Source organism: Stenotrophomonas sp. SY1 (genome assembly GCF_021202945.1).
Lineage (GTDB): Bacteria > Pseudomonadota > Gammaproteobacteria > Xanthomonadales > Xanthomonadaceae > Stenotrophomonas.
Genome location: NZ_JAJOYR010000001.1, coordinates 2,296,484 through 2,309,798 on the forward strand (window position 1 = coordinate 2,296,484; position 13,315 = coordinate 2,309,798).

12 protein-coding genes are annotated in these 13,315 nt (G+C 62.9%); 9 read left to right on the forward strand and 3 right to left on the reverse strand.

Translation table 11 applies throughout. From position 1 onward, the window contains the following. Positions 1 to 4 precede the first annotated feature (4 nt). From LR961_RS09705 to tssJ, 3 genes are all read right to left on the reverse strand, one after another. Positions 5 to 799, reverse strand: coding sequence for a DotU family type IV/VI secretion system protein (locus LR961_RS09705; protein WP_332311024.1), 795 nt, complete (start codon positions 797 to 799; stop codon positions 5 to 7). Further along, positions 796 to 2,130, reverse strand: a complete 1,335-nt coding sequence (gene tssK / locus LR961_RS09710; RefSeq protein ID WP_232148642.1) for a type VI secretion system baseplate subunit TssK — start codon at positions 2,128 to 2,130, stop codon at positions 796 to 798. The genes LR961_RS09705 and tssK overlap by 4 nt, the downstream gene beginning before the upstream one ends. A gap of 269 nt (positions 2,131 to 2,399) precedes the next feature. After that, positions 2,400 to 3,011 carry a type VI secretion system lipoprotein TssJ gene (gene tssJ, locus LR961_RS09715; RefSeq protein ID WP_232148643.1) on the reverse strand — a complete coding sequence of 204 codons (612 nt, stop codon included), beginning with the start codon at positions 3,009 to 3,011 and terminating at the stop codon, positions 2,400 to 2,402. A gap of 249 nt (positions 3,012 to 3,260) precedes the next feature. Between tssJ and LR961_RS09720 the strand changes: the two genes are divergently transcribed. The 9 genes from LR961_RS09720 (at position 3,261) to LR961_RS09760 (ending at position 13,247) form a co-directional block, all read left to right on the forward strand. Next, positions 3,261 to 3,890, forward strand: coding sequence for a tetratricopeptide repeat protein (locus LR961_RS09720; RefSeq protein WP_232148644.1), 630 nt, complete (start codon positions 3,261 to 3,263; stop codon positions 3,888 to 3,890). Between the two features lie 29 nt (positions 3,891 to 3,919). Next, the gene (gene tssB / locus LR961_RS09725; protein ID WP_232148645.1) at positions 3,920 to 4,420 is read left to right on the forward strand and encodes a type VI secretion system contractile sheath small subunit; all 501 of its coding nucleotides are present in this window, start codon (positions 3,920 to 3,922) and stop codon (positions 4,418 to 4,420) included. 3 nt (positions 4,421 to 4,423) lie between these two features. Continuing rightward, a complete protein-coding gene (gene tssC / locus LR961_RS09730; protein ID WP_232148649.1) occupies positions 4,424 to 5,914 on the forward strand; it encodes a type VI secretion system contractile sheath large subunit in 1,491 nt (496 codons plus the stop codon). 144 nt (positions 5,915 to 6,058) lie between these two features. Then, positions 6,059 to 6,556, forward strand: coding sequence for a type VI secretion system tube protein Hcp (locus tag LR961_RS09735; protein ID WP_232148650.1), 498 nt, complete (start codon positions 6,059 to 6,061; stop codon positions 6,554 to 6,556). 122 nt (positions 6,557 to 6,678) lie between these two features. Next, entirely contained in the window at positions 6,679 to 7,167 is a 489-nt protein-coding gene (tssE, locus tag LR961_RS09740) for a type VI secretion system baseplate subunit TssE (protein WP_232148651.1), read from the forward strand. Then, positions 7,167 to 9,002 carry a type VI secretion system baseplate subunit TssF gene (tssF, locus tag LR961_RS09745; RefSeq protein ID WP_232148652.1) on the forward strand — a complete coding sequence of 612 codons (1,836 nt, stop codon included), beginning with the start codon at positions 7,167 to 7,169 and terminating at the stop codon, positions 9,000 to 9,002. Before tssE ends, tssF begins: the two co-directional genes overlap by 1 nt. Further along, positions 8,966 to 10,057 carry a type VI secretion system baseplate subunit TssG gene (gene tssG / locus LR961_RS09750; protein WP_232148653.1) on the forward strand — a complete coding sequence of 364 codons (1,092 nt, stop codon included), beginning with the start codon at positions 8,966 to 8,968 and terminating at the stop codon, positions 10,055 to 10,057. Before tssF ends, tssG begins: the two co-directional genes overlap by 37 nt. Before the next feature lie 66 nt (positions 10,058 to 10,123). Next, on the forward strand, positions 10,124 to 12,874 hold the full coding sequence (gene tssH / locus LR961_RS09755; protein WP_232148654.1) for a type VI secretion system ATPase TssH: 2,751 nt from the start codon (positions 10,124 to 10,126) through the stop codon (positions 12,872 to 12,874). Between the two features lie 22 nt (positions 12,875 to 12,896). After that, positions 12,897 to 13,247 carry a hypothetical protein gene (locus LR961_RS09760; protein WP_192288492.1) on the forward strand — a complete coding sequence of 117 codons (351 nt, stop codon included), beginning with the start codon at positions 12,897 to 12,899 and terminating at the stop codon, positions 13,245 to 13,247. Positions 13,248 to 13,315 lie beyond the last annotated feature (68 nt).

The window sequence follows — 13,315 nt, forward strand, 5'->3', positions numbered from 1 at the left end:
AGGCTCATGGGAGAGTGATCGTGATGTGGGCGGTGCGCTCGGGCATCTGCACCACGTCGTTGTACGCGGCGAGCTGCTTGCCGGTTTCATGCCCCATGTAGAAGCGCAGGCCGAAGAAGGCAAGTACACCGAAACACCCGACGAAAACGGCGGGCAGCCACAGCGGAATCACGCGGCGCAACTGGTGCCGGACGCTGTCCGGCGGCAGTGCATGCGGTGCGAAGCCGTGGCGCTTTCCCTTCAGGTAGACGATCTCATCGCCCAGGCGTGCGGTGAGATAGCCAAGCTTCTCGGTGCCTTCCAGCCGGTACTTGCCCTCGAAGCCCATCAACAGGCAGTAGTGGTAGACCTCCAGCGAAGGCAGGCGTGGTGCGCCCTGGCGTCGCAGTTCTTCCAAACGGTCGAAGAAGTGCTCACCAGCCAGGTGCTCGCCGAATAACCGCAACTGCAGCGGATTGCGCTCCCATACTTCATGCAGTGCCGACGGCTGGGACAAGATGGCTTCGTCGACCGCGGCGCAGAAGGCGTACTTGCCCGCGTAGACGTCCTCGGAAGAAATGCCCATGCGCATGGCGTTGCGTTCAACGCCATCGAGGAACTTCTGCACGGTCTGCACGAACGACTCGGCATCGTTCGGAAGCTGCCCGCGCTTGAGCAGCAACAACAGGTAGAAGCCGTCGGACATCAGGTCCAGCAGGCTTTGCGGTGTGGTGGCGCTGGGCGTCGCGTTGGCCATCGTGCCATTCGACGTAAGCGACGGCATCGGGCCCGGAGTCGGGGGAAGTTGCGAATTCATCATGAGGTCACCGCGACAAGTTCCATCTTCAGGTCAGTGATGCCGGCCGGCACATAGATCATCAACGACTGTGCCTTCAACATGCGCTCGTACAGTGCGCCGCGTGTATCCAGTTCGAAGTAATGGCTGCCCGGGCGCACAGGGATGGCTGCCGGGACCTGCGCTGCGTGCACCAGCTTCACGCCGGGCAGCGCTGACAGCACGCACTTTTCGACATCGTCGGGCGCACCGACCTTGAAACGCACCGGCACGCTCTGGATGAGTTCCTGCGCGGGCAGGGCGGAAGACACCGAGAGATAGAAGGATGCGTTGCCGTCGATGCGCTGCGAATCCAGCCGGCCAAGGTGATAGGACGGCTTCACTTCGCTCAGTGCGATCTTGAAGTAACGCGTGGAGATGACCGTATCCAGCAGGGCACGGACGATATCGAGCACCCTTCTGAAGGATTCTTCGGGCTGGTCGTGGCGGTACGCCGGCAGGTCGTTCAGCTGGTAGGCGTTGGAGAAGGTGAGCAGTGCGCCCGCCAAGCGCAGCAACTCCTGGTACAGGCGCTCGGGATGCAGCTGCGGATGATGCAGCAGGTGTGCCAGCGCACTGGACGACGAATTGATGGTGTGCAGCAGCCAGAACGAAGCGATGTCGCCGGAGCGGAACTCGATGATGTTCTGCGATGTCTGCCGATGCAGGCCGTACAGCGCATCGACCTTGGCCTGCAGGGCATCAAGCACCGAGCGCAGTTCACGGTGCAGATAGGGCGATGCCTGGACCTGCGCGCACGGCGGGATGAAATCATCATCCAGCTCGAAGCCACCGCTCGACGTGCGCCGTATGCGGGCGACGGCGACCGTGGCATAGGCATCGCGTGGCTGGTCATCGGTGAGCAGCTTCACCGCCTTGCTCAGGTACGCAAGTTCGGCTTCGGCCGCATCAGTGAACAGGTCGCCGGTGACATGGTTCGCCTGGTGATAGCGGGTGAGTATCGTGGCATCGGCGCCACCGCAGTTGTTGCCGTCATCCCGCAGCAAGGGCAGCGCGAGGTGGATGAGCGTGGACTGGATTCCCTGCGGCAACCCCTGCAGTGAAACCGCATCCGGGAGGCTGTCATGGGTAGGCGCGTCGTAGCTTTCGCCGTCTGGAAACACAACGGAAAGGTCAAGTGGGCGCAATGCTCCGCCACTGAGCGCATGTGTGTCGAATCGCACGCGCCTGACGCCCCAGCCGTAGGGGTGAAGTGTGTGCGAAAGGTCCTGCAGGCGTGCCTCGTAATAGGCATCCTGCCGCTGGAAATGCTGGGGGCGTAGAAACAGGCCTTCACCCCAGAGAACTTTGGACATCCTGCTTACGTAAGCCACATTTCAATCCTTGGAAATACCTGTTGAGTCGACGGCTCCGGTCCGTCGAGCGTCGCATGCGAATCCCTGTGCAATTCCTCCCGCCGACCTGGTTATGGCATCCAACGCAGCCATCCACGTGACGCATGGCCATGTCGGTGAACTACGCAGGGATACTAATCGCACGCGCTGGAAAAGTAATGCATCGCACTTTTCTGAATGAAATTCATGGGTGGACCCGTGACGGGAATAATGGGAAGCCGTTCTCCCGTTCAACGTGATGGCGCGCACCGAATGGAAGCAAGGCTATTGGGGTCGCCCGATACACGGGTGAGCAGGGCGGTACTGTCACTGGTCAGCGCACACGCATGAACCCCAATAGTCACACCGTCGTTCGGAAGGTCCTTGGATTTGGCATCAAAAGCAAAACGCCAACGATTTTCCGCAGGGGCGCGGAACAGCGCGACGACGCCAAGCACAGCGGTTCCATCACTCAATTGTTCGGACAACTCCTGTCGGACACCCGGTGTCAGAACGACTTCGTTGGCTGAAAGCAGGTCGGCGCCCAGTGCGGCCTGTTCGCCTGCCTGGTCAAGGAATGCATTGAATGGTGCCTGCTCGAAGCGCTGGCTGCTGCGCAGGTGATAGATCTTCACGACCGCAGCCGTTGCACGTTTGTCATTGGCTGCATTGAGATTGCTCCCTGCATACAGACGCAACGGAACAACAGGAGGTTCTGCTGGTTTCTTCTCGCGTAAGCCGACTGCCTGCAGGGTACTGTCTACCGCTTCACCAATCTTTCCGTTACTGGCACATCCCGATGTTGCCAGTAGAACTATCCCCATGAGGGTGGAGCTTGAAACTACGCGCAGAACATCTTTCATAGGCGTATTCATTATTGTGGTGATAGTGGGTTTATGTGCGCTACGGCACGAAATTGAGCATGCAGTACGACAGTGTCATCACCTGATGTATGTGATGGGGTGTATACGTCAGCAATTTCCGAGTAACTGAAAATCACTATACCGACGCGCGTTGGCGAATGTACACTCCGGCCGCAGGGATTGGATTCCCGTACGTTGTATCGGCGGTTGTCCGGTTCCCTTGAGGAACTTTTTCAACGAGGGATCACGATGGATGTGAAGGCAATAGGAGCGGCCGCATATCGGCCGATGGTGGCAATGGTGTTGTTGGTCGGTCTGGCTGCATGTGCATCCTCACCGAAGAAAACTGTCGCAGTGCCATTCGAAACAGTCATGGCAAATGCGGAAGCACAGGTCGTAACCGCAGGTGCGGATACTTCGATCAAAGCGTTTGAAGATGCAGCCAAGGCGGATCCTACCCGCAAGGAGCCTTGGGTTCGCATCGCCCAGCTGCAGTTCGACCAGGGCAACTACGCACGTGCGATTGTTGCCGCAGAGGAAGTGCTGCAGCGTGATCCCGATGATCTCGTGGCCGACGGTGTGCTCACCGTTGCCGGTTTCCGCGTAGCCAACCAATCGCTGCAGCGACTGCAGGGACGTGGTGCCCTGGCATCGGAAACGGCCCGCAAGGAGGCGCAGACTTTGGCAGACACCCTGCGTGCAACGATGGGTGATGCCGTACTCATAGCTGAAAAGCCCAAGCCGCGTGCACGCAGCTCGGCACGTACGACAGCACGTCGTGCTGGTCCGGCCCCCGCCGCAGCTCAGCCGGCCGCGCAACCGGCAGCACGGCAGACACGCAGCGACAACTCCGATCCCTTTCAGAATATCGGCAACTGAGCCGCCCAGCTCACAGTCAGGAGACACGTATGGCCAAGAAGGACAGTGTTCAGAAGCGGCTGCAGAAGATCCGCCCGCCTCGCGTCCAGCTCACGTATGACGTGGAGAAGGGGGACGCCATCGAACAGAAGGAGCTGCCATTCGTGGTCGGCGTGCTGGGTGACTTCAGCGGCAACCCGGAGCACCCGCTGGCGAAGGTGAAGGATCGCAAGTTTGTCAGCGTCGACCTGGACAACTTCGATGAAGTGATGGAGGGCCAAGCGCCGCGTGCGGTGTTCCGTGTTCCCAACAAGATCAGTGATTCGGGCGGGGAGTTCGGTGTCGAGCTGAAATTCAACTCGATCGATGACTTCCGTCCGGAAGCCGTGGTTGACCAGATCGAGCCGCTGCGCCGCCTGCTGGAATCGCGCACCAAGCTGGCAGACCTGCGCAACAAGTTGGCCGGCAATGAAAAGCTGGAGGACCTGTTGACGGACGTACTCAACAACACCGAGCAGCTCAAGCAGCTCGGCGCGGCCAAGGGGGAGTGATCCATGTCGGTTGAAGCCAGCCAGCTGGGTGCAGCAACAGCGGTTACCGAGGAGGTCGGCCTGCTCGACCAGATCGTCGAGAGGAGCAAGGTCGCCAAGTCGCAGACCGAGCATGAGCGTGCCAAAGACATCATTTCTGCATTGGCGCAGGAAGTGTTGGAGGGTACGGTCGTCGTGTCGGACAACCTCAACCTGACGCTTGACGCGCGTATCGCCGAGATCGACCGGATCATTTCAGAGCAGCTCAGCGCGGTGATGCATGCCAAGGAGTTCCAGCAGCTGGAGAGCAGCTGGCGCGGCCTGCATTACCTGTGCTCGCAGACATCCACCGGCCCGAACATGAAGATCAAGGTCTTCAATGCGCCGAAGAAGGACCTGGTCAAGGACTTCAAGTCCGCGATCGACTTCGACCAGAGCGCACTGTTCAAGAAGGTCTACGAAGAAGAGTTCGGCACCTTTGGTGGTGCGCCCTTCGGCGCGCTGATCGGTGACTACTTCCTCGGCCGCCAGCCGGAGGACATGTACTTCATCGAGCAGATGTCGCACGTGGCCGCAGCGGCGCATGCGCCGTTCATTTCGGCAGCGGACGAGGGCATGTTCGGCCTGGAGTCGTTCACCGACCTGGGCAAGCCGCGCGATCTGGCCAAGGTGTTCGACACCGTCGAGTACGCCAAGTGGAAGTCGTTCCGCGAGAGCGAGGACAGCCGTTACGTCGGCCTGACCATGCCGCGCTTCCTCGGCCGCCTGCCGTACAACCCAAAGGACGGAACCACCGTGGAGGGCTTCAATTTCGTCGAGGAAGTCGAGGCCGCCGACCACAGCAAGTTCCTGTGGTGCAACACCGCCTATGCCATGGGCGCGCGCCTGACCCAGGCGTTCGAGAACTACGGCTGGTGTGCGGCGATCCGTGGCGTGGAAGGCGGTGGCCTGGTCGAGGACCTGCCCACCCACACCTTCCGTACCGACGATGGAGAAGTGGCATTGAAGTGCCCGACCGAAGTGGCCATCACCGACCGCCGCGAGAAGGAGCTGAGCGACCTGGGCTTCATGCCGCTGGTGCATTGCAAGAACACCGATTACGCGGCGTTCTTTGGTGCCCAATCGGCACAGAAGGCCAAGAAGTACAACACCGACTCGGCCAACGCCAACGCGATCCTCTCCGCGCAGCTGCAGTACATCTTCGCGGTTTCGCGTATCGCCCATTACCTCAAGGCGATGATGCGCGAGAAGATCGGCAGCTTTGCCTCGGCCGGCAATGTCGAGGAGTTCCTCAACCGGTGGATCGCCCAGTACGTGTTGCTGGACGACAACGCCAACCAGGAAGCCAAGGCGCAGTTCCCGCTGCGCGAAGCTTCCGTGCAGGTTTCGGAAGTGCCGGGCAAGCCCGGTGTCTACCGCGCGGTGGCCTTCATCAGGCCGCATTTCCAGCTCGATGAGCTGTCTGTTTCGTTGCGTCTGGTTGCCGAGCTTCCGGCATCCGCGAAGAAGGCGTAACGGTTTTGCTGTTGCTGTAGCGTCAGGGGACTCCGGTCCCCGCTATTGCAGTGACGCTTCTATTAGAGGGTAAAGCCCCTTGAATCGCCGGGCCCCCGCCCGGCAACCCAATCTCACGGAAGAACGGAACTTAGGAGACCAGATATGCAGCACGCTTTTCTCTCGATTGACACCATCAAGGGCGAGTCGCACGACGACAAGCACAAGGACTGGATCGAGATCCAGTCGTTCTCGCAGGACCTGTTGCAGCCACGTTCGGCCACCGCGTCGACCTCCGGCGGCTCCACCGCAGCCCGCGTGAACCTGTCACCGATCGAAATCACCAAATCGATCGACCTCGCTTCCACGGCCCTGAACCAGGCCGCCGCCAACGGCACCACCTTCCCGAAGGCCCGCGTGGAGTTCATGCGCGCCGACAAGGACGGCAACGCGATCAATTACTACCTGGTCGAGTTGATGAATGTGCTGGTCCACCGCGTCACCACCACGGTGGACAAGGAGGGCATGCCACAGGAGGTTGTTCAGTTGAGCTTCGGTGCCATCAAGTGGACTTACCAGCAGCAGAAGCCGGAAGGCGGAGTTGGTGGCAAGACCGTGGCACAGTGGAGTGCAACCAAGAACATCCCGAACTACACCGTGTGATGTTGTGTCGCTGCGATGGCGCCTCGTGCGCCATCGCAGTCTGATCCTGCGGGGCCAAGGTTGGCCTTGTCTCGTTGCACCGCTGCCGCACGCACGGATGCCGAACCTGAGTGAATGGACCAATGAAGGGACTCGAACCCAGTCTGCTGGAAAAGCTGTTCGACGATACCCCGAAGCAGTCGGGTGGCGGGCCGGTGTTCAAGTCCGTCTCGCTGGAGCAGTACAAGGAGTCCATCGCACGTGATCTGGAAGGGCTGCTGAACTCCCGCGCCGCATTCCAGGAAAGCGACATGCAGGAGCTTCCCAATTGCCGGCAGTCGCTGTTGACCTACGGTCTTGCCGATTTCTCGGCCATGAGCCTGGCCAATGCCTATGACCGCGCGGCCATCTGCCGCTCGTTGGAGCAGGCCGTTGCGCGTCATGAACGCCGTCTCAAGAACATCAACGTGCAGCTGGATACCGGCAACCAGTTCGCCGGCGGCCTGCACTTCACCATTCATGGCCTGCTTGATCTGGAACCGGCACGCGAGCCGGTCAGCTTCGATGCGATGCTGCAACCTTCGACGCTGCAGTACCAGGTGACGCGCGCGCGTCGCACGCAGGCGGGCTGATGCAGGACCTTTTGCCTTATTACGAACGTGAACTGGCCTATCTGCGTCGATACGGCCGCGAGTTCGCCGAGCGCTACCCGAAGATCGCCGGCCGCCTGCAGTTGTCCCCGGAGGGCAGCCAGGACCCGCATGTCGAGCGCCTGATCGAGGCGTTCGCGCTGCTCAGTGCACGCGTGTCCAAGCGTATCGAGGACGACTACCCGGAGTTCACCGACGCGCTGCTGGACGTGCTGTACCCGCACTACCTGCGCCCGTTCCCGTCCTGCTCGATCGCCCATTTCGACATGGACGGCGTGGCATCAAAGCTCAGTGCGCCGGTCCGTGTCCCGCGGGGCACCGCGCTGCAGAGCCGGCCGGTACGTGGCGTGCCCTGCGACTTCCGCAGTGCGTATGACGTGGTGTTGGCGCCCATCGGCGTGCAGCAGGTGCTGTACCGCGCGGTGGCCGAGGCGCCGATGGCGACGACCCTGCCGGCCGGCGTGGGTGGGCAGATCTCGCTGGGCTTCCAGCTGCTTTCCGACCAGTTGGGGTTCGGTCAACTGGGTACGGACAAGTTGCGCCTGTTCCTGGATGGCGAACCTTCGGTGCGGGCCGCACTGCGTGATGCGCTGATGTATGGCGTGAAAGCAGCCTACGTCGAGTCGGATGGAGATGGCCGCTGGCGTCGCCTGGAAGAGGTGCCGCTCAGCCCGGTGGGCTTTGCCGATGACGAGGCGCTGATTGATTTCCCGGCACGCTCGCACCCCGCGTATCGGCTGCTGACAGAGCTGTTTGCCTACCCCGAGAAGTTTGGCTTCATCGACCTGCACCTGCCGGCGGTAACGGCTGGCGCCAGCCGCCGGTTCACCCTGCATCTGGTGTTGCAGGGCGCGGGCAATGACCGCAGCAACACGATGGTGCTGGAGGAACTGGGCCTCAACAACGTGCGCTTGGGCTGTACCCCCATCGTCAACCTGTTCAAGACCAACGGCGAGCCCATCCGGGTGACGCATCGAACGGTGAACTACCCGGTACTTGCCGATGCCCGTCGCGCGTTTGCGTACGAAGTGCACGCCATCGACTCGGTACACCGCATCCGGCAGACGCCGCAGGGTGAAGTGATCCAGGCGTTCCGGCCATTCTATTCGCTGCACCATGGTGAGGATCCGGAGCGGACCGGGCAGTACTGGGTCGTGCGCCGCGACGAAGACGTTGCCCGGCAGAGCCCCGGTTTCGAGATGGAGATCAGCTTCGTCGACCTGTCCTTCAACCCGGTGCTGCCACAGACCGATACGGTCAGCTTGGAGCTGACCTGCAGCAACCGCGACCTGCCCAACCAGCTGCCTTACGGCGCCGCCGGCGGCGACCTGAGCATGGAAGGGGGCAACCCGGCCCGCTCGATCGGCCTGCTGCGCAAGCCGACCAAGCCGCTGCGTTTCCGCCATGGGCGCAATGCGCAGTGGAGACTGATCTCGCACCTGTCCTTGAACCAGCTGTCGCTGACCGGCAGTGGCCTGCCGGCGCTGAAGGAGATGCTGCGCCTGTACGACCTGTCCGGTTCCAACGTCTCGGCGCGGCAGATCGACGGCATCCTCGGCCTGGAGCAGCACCCGGCTACCACGTGGATGTCGGGCCGACAGTTCGCTTCGGTGGTGCGTGGCCTGGAGATCCGACTGACCATCAATGAAGCCCATTTCGTGGGCACCGGTGTGGCTGCCTTCGCCCAGGTGATGGACCACTTCTTCGCACTGTACGTGCATGCCAATAGTTTCACCCGACTGGTGCTGGTTTCCGGCGACAGCGGGGAGGAGATCGTCCGATGCCCAGCGCGCAGCGGCGAATCGATCCTGGCGTAGCGCAGCAGCTGCTCGCCGAACCCCACCGCTTCCAGTTTTTCCAGGCGGTGCGGTTGCTCGAGCAGGTGTTTCTGCGCCAGGGCGTCACGCCCGGGCAGGCGGTGCCCATGCGGGTGCGCTTCCGCAACACGCTCTCGCTGGGCTTCCCAGCGACCGAGCTGTCCTCGGAAGGCACGGTGGTCTCGCTGAATGGCGAAACGCTGCAGGACGCGCAGGCCATCGAGCAGGCGCTGCACGACGAAACGCTGGGCGAAGTACACCTGACCCCGCAGTTCATGGGCCTGCTGGGTACGGCCGGTGCGTTGCCGCTGCACTACACCGAGACCCTGCAACTGCGTGAGCTGTACCAGCGCGACCGCACCGCGCGTGCGTTCCTGGACATCTTCTCCACGCGCGCGGTGTCGCTGCATTACGCCGCGTGGAAGAAACATCGCCTGGCCTTGCAGTACGAACTGGACCGGCGCGAGCGCTTCCTGCCGCTGGTGCTGTCGTTGCTCGGCATGGGCATGAGCGAACTGCGCGATCGCCTGCATGAAGGGCAGGGTGAAATATTCGACCAGGCCGTGGCCTACTACGCGGGAGCGATTCGACAGCGACCGGTTTCGGCGGCCTTGATGCAGCGTGTGCTGTCCGATTACTTCCAGGTAGCCATCGAACTGGAGCAGTTCGTCGGCGCCTGGTACCACGTTCCAACCGGGCAAGCCACTCGGCTTGGGCAAGCCAATGCCGTGCTGGGCGCCAGCGCGCTGGCCGGTGATCGTGTGTGGCAACGCGATCTTCGAATGCGGCTGCGTATTGGCCCTTTGCGTCGCGACCAGTTCGACGACTTCCTTCCCGGTGGAACTGCGGCCGAAGCACTGGCCAAGTGGCTCTCGCTGCTGACCGGCGGCACGTTGGAGTACGAGGTCAGGCTGGTGTTGCGCGCCGATGACGTACAGGGCAGCGCATTGGGTGAGGCGGGCGGAGCGCGGTTGGGCTGGGACAGCTACATGACTACCCGGCCACAGCAGGCCCCACGCGAGGACACGACGTATGGCATCCATACATTGCAATGACAGTGGGCCGGTGGCTGTGGACCAGCCGGCATCCAAACGAATCCAGCAAGGAGTGCGCGTTTCTGCATGAGCATCAACCTCAAGACCCTGATCAGCAAGTTGGACGACACCTGCCGGCAGGCCGCCGAGCGGGCGGCAAACCTGTGCATGTCGCGTGGCAACTACGAGGTGGACCTGGAGCACCTGTTCCTGGCCCTGCTGGAACAGCCGCAGTGTGACTTCGTGTTGATCGCCAGGCGCAGTGGCATCTCGCCCGAGTCGCTGGAGCGCGACCTCAACGACGAGATCAGCCAGTTCAAGACCGGCAACAGCCGCACGCCGGTGTTTTCGCAGCACATTCCCAAGCTGTTCGAGCATGCCTGGCTGATCGCGTCGCTGGACTCGGAAACCACCCGCATCCGCAGCGGCCACCTGCTGCTGGCGCTGCTGACCGAGCCGGACCTGGCGCAGCTGGCATATCGCGGTTCCAAGCTGTTCGTGCGCTTCAAGCGCGACGAGCTCAAGCACGACTTCGCCACGCTGACCGAGGGCTCGCAGGAGTCCGTGCAGACGATGCGCTTCGCCGATGCCGCTGCACCCGGCGCAGAAGGTGCGGACGCTGTCGATGCCATGCCCGGCGATGCCAAGGGCGGGCTGTCCAAGACGCCGGCGCTGGACCAGTTCACCACCAACCTCACCCAGCGTGCGCGCGAGGGCAAGATCGACCCGGTGATCGGCCGTGATACCGAGATCCGGCAGGTGATCGACATCCTGATGCGTCGCCGCCAGAACAACCCGATCCTCACCGGCGAGGCCGGCGTCGGCAAGACCGCGGTGGTCGAGGGCCTGGCCCGGCGCATCGCCGAAAAGGACGTGCCCGAGGTGTTGCAGGGCGTCGAGCTGCACACGCTGGACATGGGCCTTTTGCAGGCCGGTGCCAGCGTCAAGGGCGAGTTCGAGAACCGCCTGAAGAACGTGATCGACGAGGTCAAGAAGAGCCCGCACCCGATCATCCTGTTCATTGACGAAGCCCACACCATGATCGGTGCCGGCGGCGCCGCCGGGCAGAACGACGCGGCCAACCTGCTCAAGCCGGCATTGGCGCGCGGCGAGCTGCGCACCATCGCCGCCACCACCTGGGGCGAGTACAAGAAGTACTTCGAGAAGGACGCCGCGCTGGCCCGTCGTTTCCAGGTAGTGAAGGTGGAGGAGCCCAGCGAGACGCTTGCCGCCGCGATGCTGCGTGGCATGGTCGGCTTGATGGAGTCGCACTTCGGCATCCGCGTGCTGGACGAGGCCGTGACCGAGGCGGTGCGCCTGTCGCATCGCTACATCAGCGGCCGGCAGCTGCCGGACAAGGCGGTCAGCGTGCTCGACACCGCCTGCGCCAAGGTCGCCCTGGGGCAAAGCGCGACGCCGGCCATCATCGAGGACACCCGCAAGCACCTGGACCGCCTGCAGGCCGAGATCGATGCGCTGCAGCGCGAGACTGCCGGTGGCAACGACCAGCACGGTGAACGACTGGCCGAGCTGCATGCGCAGCAGGCCGAAGCGCAGGCCGTGCTGGCCAACAACGAAGAGCGCCTGGGCCGCGAGCGTGAGTTGGCCGGGCGCATTGCCCAGTTGCGGCAGCAGCTGGAGCAGGCGCCGCCTCAGCCGCAGGGCGAAGCCATCGAGGAAGGCGAGGGCGATGTCGCCGTCGCCAAGCCGGCTAGCAAGCGCAAGGCCGCCAAGCCGGCGCAGTCGCCGCAGCATGCCGAACTGGCGACGCTGCAGGCCGAGCTGAAGCAGCTGCAGGGTGAAACGCCGATGGTACCGCTGCAGGTGGATGGCACCGTGGTGGCGGAGATCGTGTCGGCCTGGACCGGCGTGCCGCTGGGGCGCATGGTCAAGGATGAGATCCGCACCATCCGCTCGCTGGGCAACCTGCTGGTGGAGCGCGTCATTGGCCAGGACCACGCGCTGGATGCCATCGCGCAGCGCGTGCGTACCGCCACCGCCAAGCTGGAAGACCCGAACAAGCCGCGTGGCGTCTTCATGTTCGTGGGCCCGTCCGGCGTGGGCAAGACCGAAACCGCGCTGGCGCTGGCCGACATCCTGTATGGCGGTGAGCGCAAGCTGGTCACCATCAACATGAGCGAGTACCAGGAAGCGCATAGCGTGTCGGGCCTGAAGGGTTCGCCGCCGGGCTACGTGGGCTACGGCGAAGGTGGCGTGCTCACCGAGGCGGTGCGCCGCAACCCCTACAGCGTGGTGCTGCTGGACGAGGTGGAGAAGGCCCACCCGGACGTGCTGGAGATGTTCTTCCAGGTGTTCGACAAGGGCGTGATGGACGATGCCGAAGGCCGCGAGATCGACTTCCGCAACACCCTGATCATCCTCACCTCCAACATCGGCTCCTCGCAGATCATGCAGGCCTGCCTCAACAAGCCGGCCGAGGAGATCCCGGCCGCCGATGCGCTGGCCGAGGCGCTGCGCCCGATCCTGATGCGCAGCTTCAAGCCCGCCTTCCTGGGCCGCCTGAAGGTGGTGCCGTACTACCCGATCAACGACGACGTGCTGGTGAAGATCATCACGTTGAAGCTGGGTCGCATCCGCGACCGTGTCGTGGCCAACCACAAGGCCACTTTCAGCTGGGACGACAGCCTGGTTGAAGCCGTGTTGGCGCGTTGCACCGAGGTGGATTCGGGCGCGCGCAATGTGGACCACATCCTCAACGGCACCCTGTTGCCGGAGATTGCCGAAAGTGTCCTGGCTGCGATGGCGGAAGGAAACCGCATCAACGCCATCAAGGTCACCGCCGGCAAGAAGGGTGATTTCAAGTACAAGGTTTCTTGATTACCAGCAAAGGAGAATGACGATGGAATTCTATGGATTTGACCGCGAAGCCGCCCTCAAGCATTGCGACAGCCTGGAGGTTGGCCTTGCACGTGACCTGGACCGCGTCCGCGCTTGGAACCGGGTGCGCCCGGAACACGTGATCGAACTGCTGGATACCGCTGCACCGGCCGCACGCTGGGAAGCACGCAACGTGGCCGCGCAGATCAGCCGCGGCTCCTGGCGCGTGCACATGGACGCGGCGGTGGTCGGCAAGCCGCAGCTGGTAAGCAACGCGCGCGAGGTGCAGATCACGGCCGGTGGCCGCGACTATCGGCTGAAGATCAGCGAAGGCGTGCGCCTGCAGCTGGAAGAGATCGTCCAGGGCGTGTGACCACTCCCGCGCGCACTGGCCGGTGCCGGCAATGCGCGGGGCAGGGGGATGCACGAATGCAGCGGTAG